Source organism: Streptomyces sp. NPDC001219, assembly GCF_053597915.1.
On sequence record NZ_JBSFJF010000067.1, the window covers coordinates 17,928 to 36,954 of the forward strand.

General features: G+C 72.6%; 14 protein-coding genes. 11 read left to right on the plus strand and 3 right to left on the minus strand.

The features are described from left to right. Window positions 1-77 precede the first annotated feature (77 nt). Window positions 78-1,433 (plus strand): chloride channel protein, encoded by a 1,356-nt coding sequence (locus tag ACWC9R_RS30490; protein WP_450736324.1) that lies wholly within the window; start codon window positions 78-80, stop codon window positions 1,431-1,433. 30 nt (window positions 1,434-1,463) lie between these two features. Here ACWC9R_RS30490 and ACWC9R_RS30495 read toward each other — a convergent pair whose 3' ends face one another. After that, window positions 1,464-2,132, minus strand: a complete 669-nt coding sequence (locus ACWC9R_RS30495; protein ID WP_450736326.1) for a formylglycine-generating enzyme family protein — start codon at window positions 2,130-2,132, stop codon at window positions 1,464-1,466. 61 nt (window positions 2,133-2,193) lie between these two features. Further along, window positions 2,194-3,225 carry a PHP domain-containing protein gene (locus ACWC9R_RS30500; protein WP_450736328.1) on the minus strand — a complete coding sequence of 344 codons (1,032 nt, stop codon included), beginning with the start codon at window positions 3,223-3,225 and terminating at the stop codon, window positions 2,194-2,196. A 767-nt stretch (window positions 3,226-3,992) separates the two neighbouring features. On the opposite strand from ACWC9R_RS30500, the gene ACWC9R_RS30505 reads away from it, so the two are divergent. The 10 genes from ACWC9R_RS30505 to ACWC9R_RS30550 all read left to right on the plus strand — a co-directional run bounded on the left by ACWC9R_RS30505 (window position 3,993) and on the right by ACWC9R_RS30550 (window position 17,884). Continuing rightward, the gene (locus tag ACWC9R_RS30505) at window positions 3,993-4,208 is read left to right on the plus strand and encodes a type A2 lantipeptide (RefSeq protein ID WP_450736330.1); all 216 of its coding nucleotides are present in this window, start codon (window positions 3,993-3,995) and stop codon (window positions 4,206-4,208) included. A gap of 177 nt (window positions 4,209-4,385) precedes the next feature. Then, on the plus strand, window positions 4,386-5,192 hold the full coding sequence (locus ACWC9R_RS30510; protein WP_450736332.1) for an HlyD family efflux transporter periplasmic adaptor subunit: 807 nt from the start codon (window positions 4,386-4,388) through the stop codon (window positions 5,190-5,192). Next, complete coding sequence (locus ACWC9R_RS30515; protein ID WP_450736334.1) at window positions 5,189-7,474, plus strand: NHLP family bacteriocin export ABC transporter peptidase/permease/ATPase subunit; 2,286 nt, start codon at window positions 5,189-5,191, stop codon at window positions 7,472-7,474. The genes ACWC9R_RS30510 and ACWC9R_RS30515 overlap by 4 nt, the downstream gene beginning before the upstream one ends. 1 nt (window position 7,475) lies before the next feature. After that, a complete protein-coding gene (locus tag ACWC9R_RS30520; protein WP_450736336.1) occupies window positions 7,476-10,364 on the plus strand; it encodes an NHLP bacteriocin export ABC transporter permease/ATPase subunit in 2,889 nt (962 codons plus the stop codon). A 93-nt stretch (window positions 10,365-10,457) separates the two neighbouring features. Beyond that, a complete protein-coding gene (locus tag ACWC9R_RS30525; RefSeq protein WP_450736338.1) occupies window positions 10,458-10,916 on the plus strand; it encodes a cyclic nucleotide-binding domain-containing protein in 459 nt (152 codons plus the stop codon). Between the two features lie 97 nt (window positions 10,917-11,013). Further along, complete coding sequence (locus ACWC9R_RS30530; protein WP_450736339.1) at window positions 11,014-12,990, plus strand: alkyl/aryl-sulfatase; 1,977 nt, start codon at window positions 11,014-11,016, stop codon at window positions 12,988-12,990. 433 nt (window positions 12,991-13,423) lie between these two features. Further along, on the plus strand, window positions 13,424-14,041 hold the full coding sequence (locus ACWC9R_RS30535; RefSeq protein ID WP_450736341.1) for an ImmA/IrrE family metallo-endopeptidase: 618 nt from the start codon (window positions 13,424-13,426) through the stop codon (window positions 14,039-14,041). Further along, window positions 14,034-15,323 carry an MAB_1171c family putative transporter gene (locus tag ACWC9R_RS30540; RefSeq protein WP_450736342.1) on the plus strand — a complete coding sequence of 430 codons (1,290 nt, stop codon included), beginning with the start codon at window positions 14,034-14,036 and terminating at the stop codon, window positions 15,321-15,323. Before ACWC9R_RS30535 ends, ACWC9R_RS30540 begins: the two co-directional genes overlap by 8 nt. A gap of 103 nt (window positions 15,324-15,426) precedes the next feature. Continuing rightward, the gene (locus tag ACWC9R_RS30545) at window positions 15,427-16,755 is read left to right on the plus strand and encodes an NAD(P)/FAD-dependent oxidoreductase (RefSeq protein ID WP_450736344.1); all 1,329 of its coding nucleotides are present in this window, start codon (window positions 15,427-15,429) and stop codon (window positions 16,753-16,755) included. Between the two features lie 163 nt (window positions 16,756-16,918). After that, window positions 16,919-17,884: a phytoene/squalene synthase family protein gene (locus tag ACWC9R_RS30550; RefSeq protein ID WP_450736345.1), complete on the plus strand. Its 966-nt coding sequence runs from the start codon at window positions 16,919-16,921 to the stop codon at window positions 17,882-17,884. 42 nt (window positions 17,885-17,926) lie between these two features. On the opposite strand, the gene ACWC9R_RS30555 is transcribed toward ACWC9R_RS30550, so the two are convergent. After that, a complete protein-coding gene (locus ACWC9R_RS30555; protein WP_450736347.1) occupies window positions 17,927-18,658 on the minus strand; it encodes a helix-turn-helix domain-containing protein in 732 nt (243 codons plus the stop codon). Window positions 18,659-19,027 lie beyond the last annotated feature (369 nt).

Here is a 19,027-nt window from a genome sequence, read left to right on the forward strand (position 1 = left end):
ACCGGCCGTGGCAGGCTCGTCACGGCGGCGGCCCGGGCGGGCGCCGGCGCGGCCCCGGTTCCGAGGAGGCGAGGCGCATGTCGGTCGGCCCGGCCGGCCCGGTGGACGGAACGTCGGCCACCGCGCCACAGGACCCCTACGCGCTGGTGCGCACCCGGGGCTATCTCAAGCTCCTGCTGCTGGCGGCGGCGATCGGCTTCCCGGTGTGCGCCGTCGCGTTCGGCTTTCTCGCGCTGGTCCACGAGCTGGAACCGCTGATCTACCACGATCTGCCGCGGGCGCTGGGCTTTGCCGGGACACCGCTCTGGTGGCCGGTCCCGATGCTTCTGGTGGCCGGCCTCCTGGTCGGGCTGACCGTGCGTCATCTGCCCGGCGCCGGGGGCCATGAGCCCGCCGACGGGCTGGCGCTCCGGGGCGCGCCCCCGCTCTCCGCGCTCCCCGGGGTCGTCCTCGCGGCCCTGACCTCCCTCAGCTTCGGCGTGGTGCTCGGCCCCGAGGCGCCGCTCATCGCCCTCGGCGGCGGTCTGGCCGTGGGCGCCGTACGGCTGCTGAACCGGGGCCTGCCCGAGCAGGCGGCCGCCGCGGTGGGCGCGGCCGGCAGCTTCGCCGCGGTCAGCGCCCTGCTCGGCTCCCCGCTGCTGGGCGCGTTCCTGCTGATGGAGGTGTCGGGGCTGGGCGGTCCGATGCTGGGCGTGGTGCTGGTGCCCGGCCTGCTGGCGTCCGGACTCGGGGCGCTGATCTTCACCGGGCTGGGGGACTGGACCGGGCTCGGTACGTACTCGCTCGCGCTGCACGACATCCCCCGGGCCGCCGGGCCGACCGTCCCGGAGTTCGGCTGGGCCCTGGTCATCGGGCTGCTCGCCGGGTGCGCCGGGCCCGGGGTGCTGCGCCTCGCGCGGTTCCTCAAGGGCCATGTCGTCCGGCACCGGGTCCCGGCCACGATGCTGATGGGCCTGGTGGTGGGCGCGCTGGCGGTGGCGTTCGCCGGGCTCACCGGCAAGCCCGCCTCCGAGATGCTCTATTCGGGACAGTCGGCGCTGGGGGCGCTGTTCCGGGACAGCGCCGGCTACACCGTGGGCGCGCTGCTGCTCCTCATCCTGTGCAAGGGCCTGGCGTACTGCGCGTCGCTGAGCGCCTTCCGCGGCGGCCCCATCTTCCCCGCGCTGTTCCTCGGCGCCGCGGGCGGTGTCGCGCTGTCCCACGTGCCCGGACTGTCGCTCACCGCGGGCTTCGCGATGGGCGTGGGCGCGATGTGTGTGGCGATGCTCCGGCTTCCGATGACCTCGGTGCTGCTGGCCACGCTGCTGCTCGGGAAGAGCGGGCTGACCGTGATGCCGCTGGTGATCGTGGCCGTGGTCGTCGCGTACGTGGTGGCGCTGCGTCTCACCCCCGCCGCCCCCGGCACCCCGGCCCCCGCGCCCCACACCGCCTGACGACGCGCCAGGAGCCCCGCCCCGGCGCCGTCAGAGGGAGCGCGCGAGGCGGAAGCCCACGTCGTCGATCCGGAGGGTCGGATGGCTGCGCCGGCGTACCGAGGCCCGGCAGCTCCAGTGCTCGTCGAACCAGCCGCCGCCGCGCAGCACCCGGTAGCTGCCGTAGACCTCCGCGTCGTAGAGGTCCCAGCACCACTCCCACACATTGCCCAGCATGTCGTACAGGCCCCAGGCGTTGGGCTGTCTGCCGGCCACCTCGTGCAGCCGCTCCCGCGCGTTGCCGCGGTGCCAGGCGATCTCGTCCAGCGGCCCGTACCGGGCCTCCGTCGTACCGGCACGGCAGGCGTGCTCCCACTCGGCCTCGGTCGGCAGCCGGTAGCCGTCGGCGGCGGTGTCCCACTCGGCCCGCTCGGCGTCGGGCTGTACGCGGTAGGCGGGCGTCAGCCCCTCCCGCACGGACAGGGCGTTGCAGAACCGGACCGCGTCCCACCACGAGACGCCCTCGACGGGCAGCCGGTCGCCGTGTGCGTCGCCCGGCCGCTCGCCGGTGACCTCTGCGTACCGCTCCTGGGTGACTGGGACGGACGCGAGCCGGTACGGGGCCAGCTCGACCGGCCAACTGCGCCGCGTCCGCCGGTCCGTCAGCGTCACCCGCCCCGGCGGGACGGGGACCATCCCGGATTCCGTACGTATGTCCATAAGGCGGCGAGCCTAGCAACGCCGGTCCCGCGGAGGGCGGGAATTACGGTGCCGTGCGCGGTCAGCCGTGCGGGGTCCGGCCCGTCCGGGTCCAGGTGGCCACCTGGCGCTCCGTCCAGGTGTTGATGATCCGCTCCGGCGGGACGCCGCACTCCTCGGCGCGGGCGCAGCCGTAGATCTGCCAGTCCAGTTGGCCCGGGGCGTGGGCGTCGCTGTCGATGGCGAAGAGGGTTCCGGCCGCCAGTGCCTGACGGAGCAGCCGGCGTGGGGGATCGAAGCGGTCGGGGCGGCAGTTGATCTCGACCGCGGTGTGATGCTCGGCGCAGGCCGCGAACACCTCGGCGGCGTCGAACTGCGACTCCGGGCGGGGTTTGCCGGTGATCTGCCGCCCGGTGCAGTGCCCGAGCACGTCCACCAGCGGATTGCGGACCGCGGCCAGCAGCCGCCGGGTCATCGGCGCCTTCTCCATCCGCAGCTTCGAGTGCACCGAGGCGACCACCACGTCGAGCCGCTCCAGCAGTTCCGGCTCCTGGTCGAGCGAGCCGTCGTCGAGGATGTCGCACTCGATCCCGGTCAGCAGCCGGAACGGGGCCAGCCGTTCGTTGACCTCCGCCACCAGCGACAGCTGCCGGCGCAGCCGTTCGGCGGTCAGCCCGCGGGCGACGGTGAGCCGGGGGGAGTGGTCGGTCAGGGCGCACCAGGCGTGTCCGAGGCCGCGGGCGGCCCGTGCCATCTCCTCGACCGGGCTGCCGCCGTCCGACCAGTCCGAGTGCAGATGGCAGTCGCCGCGCAGGGCCCGGCGCAGCCGCTGCCCCTGGTCCCCGTCGACCAGCGGGCCCCCCGCCTCCTCCTCCAGGTGCGTCAGGTACGCGGGCGGCGTGCCCGCGAGCGCCTCCTCGATCACCCGGGTGGTCTTGGGGCCCAGCCCTTTGAGACGTCCCAGGGAACCGTTCCGGGCGCGGCGGGCCACCTCGTCGGCGGGCAGTGCGCCGATCACCGCGGCGGCCGTACGGAACGCCTGGACGCGGTAGGTCACGGCCCCTTGCCGCTCCAGCAGGAAGGCGATCCGCGCCAGCGCCTCGACGGGCTCCACGTACGGCTCCTTCCCGGGGCGCCGGCCCCGCAGCGGTCCTCTCACGGTGCCCCACGGGGTGAGCGGCTGCCACCGGGGTGTGCCGGGTCGCCGGGGCGCCGGTGCCAATCGCCCATTACCGACGGGTCCGAAGGTGCTCCGTTATGCGGTTATGTCCGTTCTCCGGCCACTCGATCGGTTTCCATGGAAATGGCATATGGATAGCGTCGATGGGTCTATTCAATGCGTTCAACGCCGCCAATTTCTCCCGAGAACTCCGGGCGAATCGGGCACATTTAATGCCCTGGCAACATTTGGCGCGGCGCTGCCGGAAGGGTGCGTCGGAGTTGTCCGTCCGGACTGCGGCGAGGTGCCGCAAAAATTGGCGGTCTTCAAAGAATCTGCACACCGAATGTGCAGTCGGCACACGCCCTCCCGTGTCACATTCCTACGCTGACCTGCGGCTCAGCGGTTTGATGGCGGAATGTCCAGTTCGTTGAACGTGTGACAACCGGGCCTCCGGAAAAGAAACCGAAGGAGATGTGAAGAAGCTGCCACCAAGTCATGGACGTGCGTGCACGTCAGGTATTTCGACGGCCTGCTCGTGCCCGGATCTGCGGCTGCCCGATTAGCAGCGCAACGCACCTGCGTGCTTTGATCCTTCGCACTGCGGGAGTCACCCCCCGGTTCTCGGTTACGGGAACCCGACTGCCGCTGCCGCGGCCGGGCCACTCCACCGGACGGTTCGGACGCGGTTTTTTCGAGATATTCATCCGAAGGGAATCATCATGAACTCCACCCCCCAGGTTCAGACGCAGGAAATCTCCGACAGCGACCTGGACAACGTGTCCGGTGGCCTCGTCGGCGGCGTGCTCGGCGCTGCTGACAGCATTGCCCCGGTCTCGGGCACCGTTGGCACCGCCACCGGCCTGGTCGACGGCGTCGCCGGCACCGACACCGCGGGCGTCGTCGGCACCGCCACGGGCCTGGTCGCCGGTCTCTGAGCCCCTCTGTGCCGCTGAGCGGCACAGCCGGCTTTGAACGGTGACACCGGCAGGTCGGCGCCCCCTCCTTGCCGACATGCCGGGCCGGCTGCCCCGGTCCGCCCGGACTCCATCCGGGCCCCGGGGCACCGGCCACCACCCGTCCGACCAGAACGTTGCAGTTGAGGGAAGAGTGTCGTGCAGTTCCGCCAACAGGCCCTTTCCAAGCTGCAATCGCCCGAGGAGATCGACCTTCCGGTGCGGTTCGCCCGCCCCCAGGGCTGGCTCGTACTGATCGTCACGGTCCTCTTCGTGGCCGCCGCCTCCATATGGGCGGTGACCGGCACCGTGTCGTCCACGCTGAACGCACCCGGAATCCTCACCCACGGCCAGGGCAGCTACGTCCTGCAGAGCCCCGTCGCCGGCCAGGTCACCGCCGTCCTCGCCGAAGAGGGCAAGCGGGTGGCCGCCCACACCCCGGTCCTGCGGGTCCGCACCGCCCAGGGCACCACCGTCGTCCGCACGCTCGCCGCCGGCCGGCTCACCACGATGGTCGCCACGATCGGCTCGGTCGTCACGACCGGAGCGGATGTGGCCTCCGTGGAACGCGTCGCACGGGCCGACGACCCCCTGACGGCGACCCTGTACGTCCCGGCCGAGAGCGGCGCCACCGTCCCCGTCGGCGCGTCCGTCGACCTCACCGTCCAGTCCGTGCCGACCCAGCAGTACGGCGTCCTGCGCGGGCGGGTCAAAGCGGTCGGCCGTACGGCACAGTCCCGCCAGCGGATCGGCACCTTCCTGGGCAGCAGCCAGCTCGGTGAGGAGTTCTCCCGCCACGGCCAGCCCGTCGCCGTCCTGGTGCAGCTCGACGCCGCCCCGCACAGCAAGTCCGGCTACGCCTGGTCCACCTCCGACGGCCCGCCGTACGCCGTCGACTCCATGACGCCGGCCAGTGGCGCCGTCCACCTGGCCGCGCAGCACCCGATCGATTGGCTGCTGCCGTGACCGCCCCGCACGAATCCGCCGCACCGCAGCAGCAGTTGCCGCCGCCGGTCCGCGGCCGCCGCCGCGCCGAACCCGCCTCCGGCGCCCGCCGCACCCGCCGTGCCGCGCCCGCCCCGAAGACCGGGAAGACGAAGACCGTCCGCACCCCCACCGTCCTCCAGATGGAGGCCGTGGAGTGCGGCGCGGCCTCGCTGGCCATGGTGCTCGCCCACCACGGACGGCACGTTCCGCTCGAAGAGCTGCGGATCGCCTGCGGTGTCTCCCGCGACGGCTCGCGCGCCAGCAACCTGCTCAAGGCGGCGCGCAGTTACGGCCTCCAGGCCAAGGGCATGCAGATGGAACCGGCAGCCCTCGCCGAGGTGCAGGGGCCGGCGATCCTGTTCTGGGAGTTCAACCACTACGTCGTCTACGACGGCATGGGCCGCCGCATGGGACGCCGCGGCGTCCACATCAACGACCCCGACAAGGGCCGTCGTTTCGTGGCGATGGAGGACTTCGACACCAGCTTCACCGGTGTCGCCCTGGTCCTCGAACCCGGCGAGTCCTTCCGCAGGGGCGGCCGCAAGCCCGGCGTCCTCGGCGCCGTGCCCGCCCGGATGCGCGGCACCACCGGCACCCTGCTGGCCGCACTGCTCGCCAGCCTGCTGCTGGTCGCGGTCGGCGCCGCGGTGCCCGCGCTGAGCCGGACGTACATCGACATGTTCCTGATCGGCAACCAGACCTCGCTGCTGGGGCCGCTCTTCGCGTCGATGGCCGCGATGGTCGCGCTGACCGCCGTACTGACCGGGCTGCAACAGGCCAACCTGCTGCGCGGCCGGATCATCTCCTCCACGCTCACCAGCGCCCGCTTCCTGCGCCACCTGCTCAGACTCCCGGTCACCTTCTTCTCCCAGCGGAGCCCGGCCGACCTGGTCCAGCGGCTGCAGTCCAACGACGCGGTGGCCGAGACCCTGGCCAGGGACCTCGCCGCCGCGGGCGTGGACGGGATCGTCGTCGTCCTCTACGCCTTCCTGCTGTGGACCTACGACCCCCAACTGACCGTCATCGGCGTGGGCATCGCGCTGCTCAACGTCGTCGCCATGCGGATCGTGATCCGGCTGCGGTCCACCCACACCCAGAAGCTGCGCGCCGACACCGCGCGGCTGACCAACACCTCCTACACCGGCCTCCAGCTCATCGAGACGATGAAGGCCACCGGCGGGGAGAACGGCTACTTCCGCCGCTGGGCCGGACAGCACGCCACCACCCTGGAGGTCCAGCAGCGGCTGGGCGTGCCGAGCGCCGGGCTGGCCGTGGTCGCCCCCACCCTCGCCACGCTCAACAGCGCGCTGATCCTGTGGATCGGCGGAATGCGGGCGGTCGAGGGCCATATCTCCATCGGCCTGCTCGTGGCCTTCCAGGCGCTGGTGACCCGCTTCACCGCGCCCCTCACCCGGCTCAACGGAGTCGCCGGACGCATCCAGGACTTCGCCGCCGACGTGGCCCGCCTCAAGGACGTCGAGAGCTTCCCCGTCGACACCCTCTACTCGCGCCCCGAGCCGGACGCCGACACCCGCCGGCTCAAGGGGCATGTGACGCTGGAGGAGATCACCTTCGGCTACAGCCCGCTGGACAAGCCGCTGCTGACCGGCTTCTCGCTGGCCGTCGGCCCCGGCCGGCAGGTCGCCCTGGTCGGCGGCTCCGGCAGCGGGAAGTCCACCGTCTCCCGGCTGATCTCCGGGCTCTACAGCCCCTGGGAAGGCACCATCCGCATCGACGGACAGCGGCTGGAGGACCTCTCCCGCAGCGCCCTGGCCGCCTCCGTCTCCTTCGTCGACCAGGACATCTTCCTCTTCGAGGGCACCGTCCGTGACAACGTGGCGCTGTGGGACCCGTCGATCCCGGACGACGCGGTGATCACCGCCCTCCGGGACGCCGCCCTCTACGACGAGGTCATCGCCCCCCGCCCCGACGGCATCCACAGCCGCGTCGAGCAGGACGGCCGCAACTTCTCCGGCGGGCAGCGGCAGCGGCTGGAGATCGCCCGCGCCCTGGTCCGGCGCCCCAGCATCCTGGTCCTCGACGAGGTCACCAGCGCGCTGGACGCCCGGACCGAGCAGATCATCATGGACAACCTGCGGCGGCGCGGCTGCGCCTGCGTCGTCATCGCCCACCGGCTGAGCACGGTCCGCGACAGCGACGAGATCGTCGTCCTCGACCACGGGGTGGTCGTCGAACGCGGCCGGCACGAGGACCTGGTCGCCGCCGGGGGCCCGTACGCCGAGCTGGTCAAGGAGCACTGACGTGTCCGTACCCCCGCCCGCGGTCGTGGGACCGGGCGACACCGACGCCGTGACGTACGCCCTGGGCGGCCTCGGCACCCCGGTCGACTGCACCGGGCTGCGCAGCGTCCCCCTGGAGGGCCCGCATGTGCTGTGGCTCGTCACGGGCGGCTCGCTGGACCTGTTCGCGGTCGACGCCGCCCAGGAAGGGCACTGGCACTTCCTCGGCCGGCTCGAAGCGGGCACCCTGCTGCTCGGCCCGGTCGACGGCCCGCAGCACACCCTGCTCGGCCGGCCCTCCCAGGACTGCCTGCTGCGCCGCATCCCGCTGCGCGAGCTGCCCCGGTACGAGTACGGGGAGTACGGCGACACCGGGTCCTACCCGCAGTACGGCACGCAGGACGGCTACGGCCACGACGCCGCGTACGGCGGCCATACCGAGGCGCCCTCCGCACTGGAGCACGCCTTCGCGCTGGGCACCGCCCGCAGTCTGGGCGTGCTGTTCGAGGCACCGCTCGACGGCCGGCCCGGCGACGAAGCGGTGGCCGACGACGACATCCTGTGGATGCCGGTCCCGCCCGGCAGTGTGCAGTACGGCGCCTCCTACGGCGCGGACGCGGCCGGCGACCTGCTGGTGGACCCCGCGCTGTGGCAGCAGATGGTCAACCAGCAGTACCGGCTGCTGTCCGCCGTCGACCGCTGGATCGAGCAGCTGGAGCGCGCCCACGAGGACCGTACGGCGGCCGGCATCAAGGCGGGCGAGACCGTCCGGGAGCGGGCCGACCAGGCGCTGCTGGCGTCCATCGGCCGTGACCGGGCCGGGCGGGGCGGCGCCACGACGGACCGGACCGGCGACGACACCACCTTCGCGGTCTGCCGCTCGGTCGCCGAGGCGGCCGGCATCACGCTCACCGAGCCGCCGAAGGGCGGCGCCGTCAACGACCGGATCACCCCGGTCGAACGGATCGCGGTCAGCTCGCGCGTCCGGACCCGCGCGGTCCGGCTCCAGGGAAGCTGGTGGCGGACCAACACCGGGCCCCTGGTGGGCCACCGCGCCAAGTCCGGTGCCCCGGTGGCGCTGCTGTGGCGCCGGGGCCGGTACGAGGCGGTCAACCCGGTCTCCGGGCTGCGGATGCGCCTCGGCAAGGACAACGCCGACGAACTCGAACCGCGCGCCGTCATGTTCTACCGCCCGCTGCCCGAGCGGTCGATGAGCCTGTGGCGGCTGATGCTCTTCAGCCTGCGCGGCAGCCGCCTCGACCTCCGGAACCTGGCGCTGAGCGGACTGGTGACCGTCGGGCTCGGCGCCCTCGTGCCCATCGCGACCGGCAAGGTGCTCGGGGAGTACGTCCCGAGCGCGAACAGCAGCCTGATCGTGCAGGTCTCCCTGGCCGTCATGGTCACCAGCATCGTCTCCGCCGCCTTCATGCTGCTGCAGAACCTCACCGTGCTGCGGATGGAGGGCCGCATCGAGAGCACCCTCCAGCCGGCCGTGTGGGACCGGCTGCTGCGGCTGCCGACGAAGTTCTTCACCGAACGCTCCACCGGAGAGCTGGCCAGCGCCGCGATGGGCATCAGCAGCATCCGGCGGGTGCTGTCCGGGCTCGGCCCGGTGGCCGTGCAGTCCAGCACGATCGGTGCGATGAACCTGGTGCTGCTGCTCGTCTACAGCGTGCCGCTGGCGCTGGCGGCCCTCGCCATGCTGGTCGTCATCGGGGCGGTGTTCCTCGCCATGGGCCTGTGGGAGCTGCGCTGGCAGCGACGCCTGGTCAAGCTCGGCAACAAGCTCAACAACCAGGCGTTCCAGACGCTGCGCGGCCTGCCCAAACTGCGGGTCGCCGCCGCCGAGAGCTTCGCGTACGCGGCCTGGGCCCGCGAGTTCGCCCGTTCCCGGGAACTCCAGCAGAAGGCCGGCCGGATCAAGAACCTGACCACCGTCCTCAACGCGGTCTACCTGCCGCTCTGTTCGCTCGCCATGTTCATGCTGCTGGCCGGACCGGCCCGCGGCAGCATGTCGGCCGCCTCGTTCCTCACCTTCAACACCTCGGTGACCATGCTGCTGACCTCGGTCACCCAGATCACCGGCGCCTTCATCTCGGCGGCCGCCGCGATGCCGATGTTCGAGCAGATCAAGCCGGTGCTGGACGAGAAGCCGGAGGTACGCGGGTCCAGCGCCCAGCCCGGCGCCCTGTCCGGCGGCATCGAGGCCAAGAAGCTCTCGTTCCGCTACACCGAGGACGGGCCGCTCGTCCTCGACGATGTCTCGCTGCGGGTCCAGCCGGGCGAGTTCGTGGCCGTCGTCGGCCCGAGCGGCTGCGGCAAGTCGACCCTGCTGCGGCTCCTCATCGGCTTCGACAAGCCCACCTCCGGCAGCGTCCTCTACGACGGCCAGGACCTGTCCGCCCTGGACCAGGCGGCGGTGCGCCGTCAGTGCGGGGTCGTGCTGCAGAACGCGCAGCCGCTCACCGGATCGATCCTGGACTGCATCTGCGGTGCCGAGGCCTTCACCCAGGAAGAGGCCTGGGCGGCCGCCGAGATGGCGGGTCTGGCCGAGGACATCAAGCGGATGCCGATGGGCCTGCACACCATGATCTCCGGCGGTGGCGCGATCTCCGGCGGCCAGCGGCAGCGCCTGATGATCGCCCAGGCGCTGGTCCGCCGCCCGCGCATCCTGTTCTTCGACGAGGCCACCAGTGCACTGGACAACGAGACCCAGCGCATCGTCATCGACAGCACCCGCAAGCTCAGCGCCAGCCGTCTGGTGATCGCCCACCGGCTGTCCACGGTCATGGACGCCGACCGTGTGATCGTGATGGCGGAGGGCCGGGTCGTCGAGCAGGGCGCCCCGGCCGAGCTGCTCGCCGACACCGGCGGCCGGCTGCACGACCTGGTGCGCCGTCAGCTGACCTGAGACGGGACCGGCGTTCCGCCGGGCGGCGGGGCGAGCCATTCCGCCGATCCCCGCGAACCCCCGCATATCGTGCAGGCAGCGAGCGGAGGACGCATGGCCACGATCACAAACCTGTTCGATGAGTTGCCGCCGGACCGGCGCCGGCGGCTGACCGAGATCGCCGTCGAGGTGTCGCTGCCGCGCGCCACCCGGCTCTTCGAGGAGGGCCGGCGGGCCGACCGCTTCTGGATCATCCGCAGCGGACAGGTGGTCCTCGACCAGCACGTCCCCGGGCGCCGGGCCGCGGTCGTGGAGACCCTCGGCCGGGAGGAACTGCTCGGCTGGTCCTGGCTGTTCCCGCCCTATCTGTGGCACCTGGGAGCGGAGACCGTCGGGCCGGTGGAGGCCGTGGAGTTCGACGCTAAGGCGGTCCGCGACCTGTGCGAGGCCGACCCCGTCCTCGGCCGGGCGATGTACCGCTATGTGGCCCGTACGGTGGCCGACCGGCTGCACGGCACCCGCACCCGGCTGCTCGACCTGTACGGGCCCCAGGGCAGCGGGCTCGACACCTGAGCGGCCGCCCGGTCCCCTCCGGGTTGTGAGCGGTGACTGCCGGCTCTGTGCCGTATCACCGTGCCCCGGCCCGCCCGGCCGCACGACAATCGCGGCCATGACCAACGCGGAGACGAGCGGACCGGGCACCGGCACGGCGGACACCGGGCACCGGGACCGCACCGACGACGGGCAACTCGCCTGGGACGACGCCCAGGACCTCGCCGACGCCGACCGCGGCTTCCTCGGCCGGCTGGACCCCTGCGTCATCCGGGACGCCGACGGCCGGGTCGTCTGGGACAACGACGCCTACGCCTTCCTCGCCGGGGACTGCCCGCCGACCGCGCACCCCTCACTCTGGCGGCAGAGCCGGCTGGTCGCCCGCCAGGGCCTCTACGAGGTCGTGCCGGGGCTCTATCAGGTGCGCGGCCTGGACCTCTCCCATGTCACCTTCGTCGAGGGCGACCGCGGGGTCCTCGTCATCGACCCGCTGATCAGTGCCGAGGTCGCGGCCGCCGCGCTGGCCCTGTACCGCGAGCACCGCGGCCCGCGCCCGGTCACCGCCGTCCTCTACACCCACTCGCATATCGACCACTTCGGCGGCGTCCGGGGCGTGGTGGACGAGGCGGAGGTCGCCGCCGGCCGGGTGCCGGTGATCGCGCCGGCCGGCTTCCTCGCCCACGCGGTCAGCGAGAACGTCCTCACCGGCCCCGCCATGGCCCGCCGGGCCGGCTACATGTACGGCGCGCCGCTGCCCAAGGGGCCGGACGGCCAGATCGGCTGCGGACTGGGCCAGACCACCTCGCTCGGCTCCGTCGGCCTGATCGCGCCCACCCTGGACATCACCAGGACCGGCCAGGAAGAGGTGACCGACGGGGTCCGGATGGTCTTCCAGCTGACGCCCGGCACCGAGGCGCCCGCCGAGATGAACTTCCACTTCCCCGACTTGCGGGCGCTGTGCGTGGCCGAGAACGCCTGCCACACCCTGCACAACGTGCTCACCCTGCGCGGCGCGCTGGTCCGCGACCCCAGCGCCTGGGCCCGCTACCTCACCGAGACCCTGCGCCTGTTCGCCGACACCAGCGAGGTCGTCTTCGCCTCCCACCACTGGCCCACCTGGGGCCAGGAGCGTGCCGTCCGCTTCCTGGAGGAGCAGCGCGACGCCTACGCCTATCTGCACGACCAGTCCGTACGGCTGATCAACGCCGGGCTCACCGGCGCCGAGATAGCCGAGCAGCTGCGCTTCCCGCCCGCACTGGAACGCGCCTGGCACACCCGCGGCTACTACGGCACCCTCAGCCACAACGCCAAGGCCGTGTACCAGCGTTACATGGGCTGGTTCGACGGCAACCCGGCCCATCTGTGGCAGCATCCGCCGGTGGCCGCGGCCCGGCGCTACGTGGAGTTCATGGGCGGCGCGGACGCCGTGGTGGCCAAGGCCCGCACGGCGTACGAGGAGGGCGACCTGCGCTGGGTGGCCGAAGTGGTCAACCACGTGGTCTTCGCCGACCCGGAGCACGCCGAGGCCCGCGCGCTCCAGGCCGACGCCCTCGAACGGCTCGGCCACGGCGCTGAGTCCGGCCCCTGGCGCAACTTCTACCTCATGGGCGCCACCGAACTGCGCGCCCACCGCCCCGGCACACCGCCCGCCGACGGGACCACGGACCCCGGCGGCGCCGGGAACACCCGGCCCGTAGCCGATCTGCTCGCCGCGCTCACCACCGAGCAGATCTTCCGGTCCATGGCCGTCCGCCTCAACGGCCCCCGGGCCGGCGACCGGCGCCTCCTCCTGCGCTGGGACATCGAACCCGCACCCGGCGGGACCGACGCACCGGCCACCCCCGAGACGTGGACGCTGCTGCTGTCCAACGGGGCGCTCACCCCCATGCCCGGCGAGGCCCCGCGCCGCGAACCGCCGCACGCCACGCTGCGCCTGGCCCGCACCACCCTCGACGCGGTGCTGAGCGGCGCCACCACCTTCGCCGCCGAGATCGCCGCCGGCACGGTCGCCCTCGACGGCGACCCCCAGGCGCTCCTCACCTTCGGCACCCTCCTGGACAAGCCCGACCCGGCCTTCCCGATCGTCACGCCCTAGGGTCCCCGCTGCGGCCCCGCCCTCCCGCGTGACGCCACCCGGGAGCGCGGGGTAACTTTTCCATCACGAAAGGCCTGACGGCTGTGCCGAAGCCGCGCGCGTCGGCATGGTGCCCCACGTGCGGTGCATCGTGGGGCGATCCAGGCGTTTCCGCGGGCAAGGGGCGTTCCCGGAGCCGCTGTTGGGGAGGGCGGGCGGTGTCCGGACCGGCACGGCACCCGGCTCGCCGAGGGCTTTCTCCCCTTCGTCCCGGGAGGGGCGTTCCGTACGGCATCTCTCCGTAGCCTTACAGTCACTCTGGCTCAGAACGGTACGCACACCGGCCCAACGCCCCAGCAGAGGAGGCCCCGTGACGCGCTCGGCTCCCCTCCCGGGGCCCCGTACCGTTCCGTCCGCACCCCGAGCGCAGCAACAGCCGTAGGAGTAACCGTTCATGTGGTGGCCCCGTCGTCATGGTCCAGCGCAGCCGGCGAAAGCGCCGCAGCCCACCCGCCGGCGGCCGCCCAGCTCCCCGTGGGCCTCGCTCCGGGAGCAGTTGGCGGTCTTCTTCGCGACCTGGTCCGTCACCCGTCTCGTCCACCGCGACCTCGGACTGTCCGGCGTACGGGACATGCAGGGCCTGGTCGACGCGGTGGCCGTGCGGCGCAACAAGCCGATCACCATCACCGAAGTACCGCTCCCGCAGCAGGTGTCCGGCTTCTGCGCCCGGGGCAGGGACCGCGACTTCATCGTGGTGGACTCCACCGCGAACGAACTCACCCGCCTGCACGTCAGCCTGCACGAGCTGTTCCACCTGTGGGAGGAACACCCGGCCGAGGACGCCTCCTCGGGCCGGCTCATGACGGAGGAGACCGTGCGACAGCTGCTGCCCGGACTGAAGACCGGCCCGGTGCTCCAGGTACTCAACCGCTCGCACTACGACAGCGCCCATGAGCGGCGGGCGGAGGCCTTCGCCACCGTGATGCTGCAGCGCCACCTGGAGCTGCGGCGCGATCAGCGCACCAACGGGTTCCTCTCCTCGGCACTCTCCCACCGGAGGTCCGGTGTCTGAGAGCGCCTCGAACGTCGTCTACCTGGCCATCGCCGTCATCGACTTCGTGGTCGCCGGGTGGAAGTGCCTGGCCCTGCTGCGCGACCGCACCCCGACGCTCACCCTGATCACGGTCAACTTCGTGGCGTCCGGCCTGGTGTTCGCGATGGCCGCACCCGCCGGGTACCGGCTGCTGGGAGACCTCACCGGCATCCCCACCTTCGCCACCCTCCCCGTCTACGTCGGCATCCTGACCTGCTTCTCCCTCCTCCACCTGCTCACCGTGCTGTGGGACCCCCGGCTGCGGCAGCGCCCCGAGGTGCTGCGCCGCCGGGTCACGGTGTGGTCGGCGGCGTACGTCGCGGCGCCGGCCGTCATGGTTGCCGCGTTCTGCTCCGCCGACCTGTCCGGGCCGACGGACCCCCTCAAGTTCAACACCAACTTCGCGGTCGAGCCGCTGGTCCAGGTGTTCCTGGGGGTCTTCCTGGCCACCCTGGCCTGCGGAACCCTCAACACCTACCGGCAGTGCCGCAAGCTGAAGCCGGCGGACGCCCGGTTCCAGCGCGCGCTGCGCTCCTTCGGCATCGCCATGCTGTTCGTCTTCGGCTATGTGGTCTGCTCCGTGCCGGCCATCGTGCTGGCCGCCTTCGGCAATCACACCCTGGACGCCGTGGGCGTGCTCGGCTCCACCTTCGGCTCGATCGGCGCCCTGATCACCAGCTACGGACTCTCCGGCGCCGCGGTGGGCGCGTGGCTGCGCGAACGCCGCGACATCAGGGCCCTGCAGCCGTTGTGGGACCTCGTCGTCGAAGGCGTCGACGAGGACCTCGCGTTCAGCGTGGACAGCGCACGGAGCCATCGCCTGGCCTGGAACGTCGGATTCAACCTGCACCGGCGGGTCATCGAGATCCTCGACGGGATGCGCGCGCTGCGCCCCTGGGTGTCGCCGCTGCCCGTGGCCGCCGTCCACGCCGCGCACGAAGAGCAGGCGTCCGGGGGCGCCACTGACGCCCGGCGCCTCTCGGAGCGGGACCTGGCGGCGGCGGCCACCGCCGCTGCCCTGCGGGACGCCGTACAGCGCCTGCAGGCGGCCCGGCGGGACGCGGCGGAGCTGGGGCAGGCCGGCCGGCCCCAGCCGCCCGGGGGGCCGCAGGTGGCGCTGCCCGGCGAGGACACCCCGGCCTCCGGCGAACGCCAGCGGCTGCTGCGCGTGGCCCAGGCGCTCACCGACCCGCTGGTCGCCACCGCGCTCCAGGCCGTCCGTGGGCAGCGGTCCGCCACCGGGGTGGCCGAACAGCAGTAGCCGGCTACGGCAGAATTGGCCCGCTCCCGCGCCGGTCCGGGCGACTGACCATGCCCGGTTCCCGGTGGCGTGGGGGCGTCATCGAACCAACTGGGGGATTTCTGTGAAACGCGCTGTTGTCCTCGGCGGGAGCATCGCGGGCCTGTATGCCGCGAGGGTCCTGAGCGACCACGCCGACGAGGTCGTCGTCCTCGAAGCGGATGACCTGGGGGAGGACGGCACCGGCCGCGGCGCTCCGCAACGACAACAACTGCACGCCCTGCTGTCCATGGGCCACACCCACCTCGAACGCTGGTTCCCGGGCATCACCGGGGAACTCGTCGCCGGCGGGGCACGCCTGGGAACCGGCCCCGAGGTGCAGTTCTACGTGGACGGCGCGCTCAAGGCCCCCGTCCCCGACCTGCGGATGCTGGGCGCGTCCCGGCCGTTCATCGAAAGCCGGGTCCGCCGACGGGTCATGACCCTGCCCCAGGTCCGGTTCCTGCACGGGCGCGCCCACGACCTGCTGTTCGGCGACGGCCGGGTCCGCGGCGTGCGGTACTCCGCAGCGGACGGCACCCCGGACACGGGAGGCCCCGCGACGGAACTCGACGCCGACCTGGTGGTCGACGCCATGGGACGCGCCAGCCGCCTCGGCACCTGGCTGCTCCGCGGCGGCTGGGAGCAGCCTCCGCAGCGCCGGATGAGGATCGACCTGGGCTACGCCACGGCCGTCTTCCGGCGCGGCGACGAACTCCCCGGTACGGTCGTCGCGCACGCCTCACCGGGCCCCGCCAGCGGATACCAGCCCACGCTCAGTGAACCGGGGGCGATGGTGGCGGTGGAGGACGACCGCTGGATGGTGGTGCTGGTCGGCTACACCGACCACCGCCCGGGACGCGACCCGGCCGACTTCCTGGCCCGGATGCGGCGTTGCGTCCCCCCGCTGCACGAGGTGGCCGACCGCTGCGCCCTGGTGGGCGACATCCAGACCTTCCCCTTCCCGGAGAGCCGGCGACGTGACGTCACCCGGCTGCGCCGGTTCCCCGGGGGACTGGTCGTGGTGGGGGACTCCCTCGCCTCGGTCAACCCGATCTACGGGCAGGGCCTGACCCTCGCCGCGCTGCAGGCCTCCTGTCTCTCCGCCTCCCTGCGCGCCGGGGCCGCGCCGCACGCTCCGGCGTGGGACTACTTCCGGCGGGCCGCCGTGGTGGTCGACGCCGCCTGGCAGCTGTCGGCGACCGCGGACCTGGCGCAGCCCCATGTGAACGGCCCCTACCCCCGTGGCTACCGGCTCGCCCGCTGGGCCGTCGACAAGCTCACCGAGGCCTCCGTCCTCGACTCCGGGGTCAACCAGGCGTTCATGGACGTGGCGCACATGCGGCGGCACCCGAAGGCGCTGACCCGCCCCCGGGTGCTGGCCCGAGCGGCGCGGGTGCTGGCCACCCGCTGACGTCCCGCCCGGCGCCCGGCCCGATGCGGCAACTCGCTGCGGGGCCGGGCGCCTTGTGGGGCGGCCGCCGACCGGTGCCTCCCCGGGGCGCGGTGCCGGGACGGACCGGCTCCTCGGCGCGATCACCTAAGGTGAAACGGCACTCGAGGAAAGGGAGCTGACGATGGCCTCGTGGCCGAAGACGCTGGACCGGGCGGGGATCACCGACCCGGCGCTGCGCCGTGACTACAGCGCACAGCGTCAGCTGGTGGCGCGCTACGCCCGCGCCGAGTACACGGCCGTGCGTCTGCTCCTGCCCGCGCCGCTGGTGCCCGACGTCCTCGCGGCGACCGCGTTCATGCACCACAGCGACAACCTCATCGACCAGGGACCGGCCGGGGAACGCGTCGCCGCGCTCGCCGACTGGGAGAGCCGGGTGCACGCCGCCCTCAAGAGCGGCGAAGCCGAGGAGCCCGTACTGCGCACGCTCCTCGACACCCTCACCCGGCGGCCCCAACTGCGGCAGTACGTCGAGGACTTCCTCGCCGGGGCGCCGCTGGAGGTGCGGACGACGGGCTTCGCCACGGAGCACGACTTCCAGCACTACATCGACGGCTACTCGCTGCCCGCCTTCCTGCTCATCGCCTGCCTGCTGGGCGACGGCACACCCACCGCCCCGTACGTCGCCGGCTGCCGCACCTTCATCGAGGCGAGTCAGCGGCTGGACTTCCTGAACGACCTGGCCGAGGACCTGGCCGCCGGACGCCTCGGCCTCACCGAGGAACTCCTCGCCCGCCACGGCCTGACCCGCACCGGCCTGGCCGGCAAGGACCGCACCGCCGTCGAGGGCTTCCGCGCGCTGCTCGGTGACCAGGCCCGGCAGATCCGCTCGGGCCTGTCGGCGTCGTACGGGCTCGTGGAGCTGGTGCCCGCCCGCAACCGGCCGTTCGTCCGGGCGCTCGTCACCATCCAGGGCCTCACGCTGCGCGCGGCGGCCCGGAAGGGGACCGGGCTGCTCGACGACTCCGCCCGGCCGCAGGTGGCGGCGGCGCTGCGGGTGCTCGCCCGTGAATACGTGGCGGCGCGTCGGGGACGTGACACGGGGGCGGCCGTCGGCGGCGTCGCCCCGGAGGCGGGCGGAAAGGCCTGATTCCGTAGGCGGACCGGACGGGCCGGCGTCCCCCGGTCCCGTTCAGCCGCCGCGGCGGCCGGGGGAGGGACGCTCCTCGCTCTCGGGCCGGGCCAGTCCCAACAGCCCCTGGATCAGTGGGAAGACCCGCCGTCTGCTCCTGGAGGGCAGGGAGCGCATCCGGTCGGTGAGCTCCCGCACCTCGGGGTCCTCGCCCTCCGGGCGGCTCAGGGCCTCGGACAGCGCGTCCCGCAGCTCCCGGTCGATCCGGCTGTCGCCGCAGGTGTCGCTGCGCATCGCCAGCCGGTTGATGCCCTTGCCCCGCAGCAGCGCGAGATGGGTCAGCTGCTCGTGCGTCGACTGGAGGGCGCGGTACAGCGCCTGACGCTCGGTGGCGGTGAAGAACCCCGGCTCGACCTCGAAGAACTTCTCCAGCTTCCGGGTGACGTCCAGCCCGGGGCTCTTCCGCTTGCCGTTCAGCAGGTAGCCGACCTGGCCGTGGGAGATCCCGGCCCCCGCGCCGATCTCGTCGAGGGTGTACATCTTCCCGTCGGGCTTGCGGCGGGTCTCCCGCAGGAAGACGAGGCGGTCCTGGAAGGAGTCCTGCACGTTCTCGGACTCCTCCCCGGCGTGATCGAGCAGCGCCTGTACGCGGGGCACCGTGAGGCCCGTCCGGTGCGAGAGGTGGTCGATGTCGATGACCTCGCGTCCGAGGTCCAGGTCCCGGAGGAGTTCGTCGATCGCCGTGACGACGGCTCGAAGACCATCCGCCGGGTGCATGTCCGAGGCATCCATGGCGATGGGAGGTCTCCTGGTCGGTGGACAGACGGGACGGCGGCATACGCGCAGCCGCTTCGAGGTTAACGGGTTGTCAGCACCGTACGCCATGTATGGCACAACAATTGTGTCAAGAGACGGGGGCGAGGGGTTGTGGCGCTGCCACCAAGGCTCCCGAGTTAAACGATTGTTGACAACGCGGGATTGGTTGAAGGATGCTCACCAGGGCGATGCCGCGGAAACGACCGGCGGGCATGTTGCGCAGGGGGCCGCTCACCTTTCGCACCTCGCAACTGCCGCCCTTCCCGGTGGTGGGGGGGGGGGGCGCCCGGGGGGGCGCCCCGCCACCCCCCCACCGGGGGGGGGGGGCGCGCCGGCGCCGGGGCG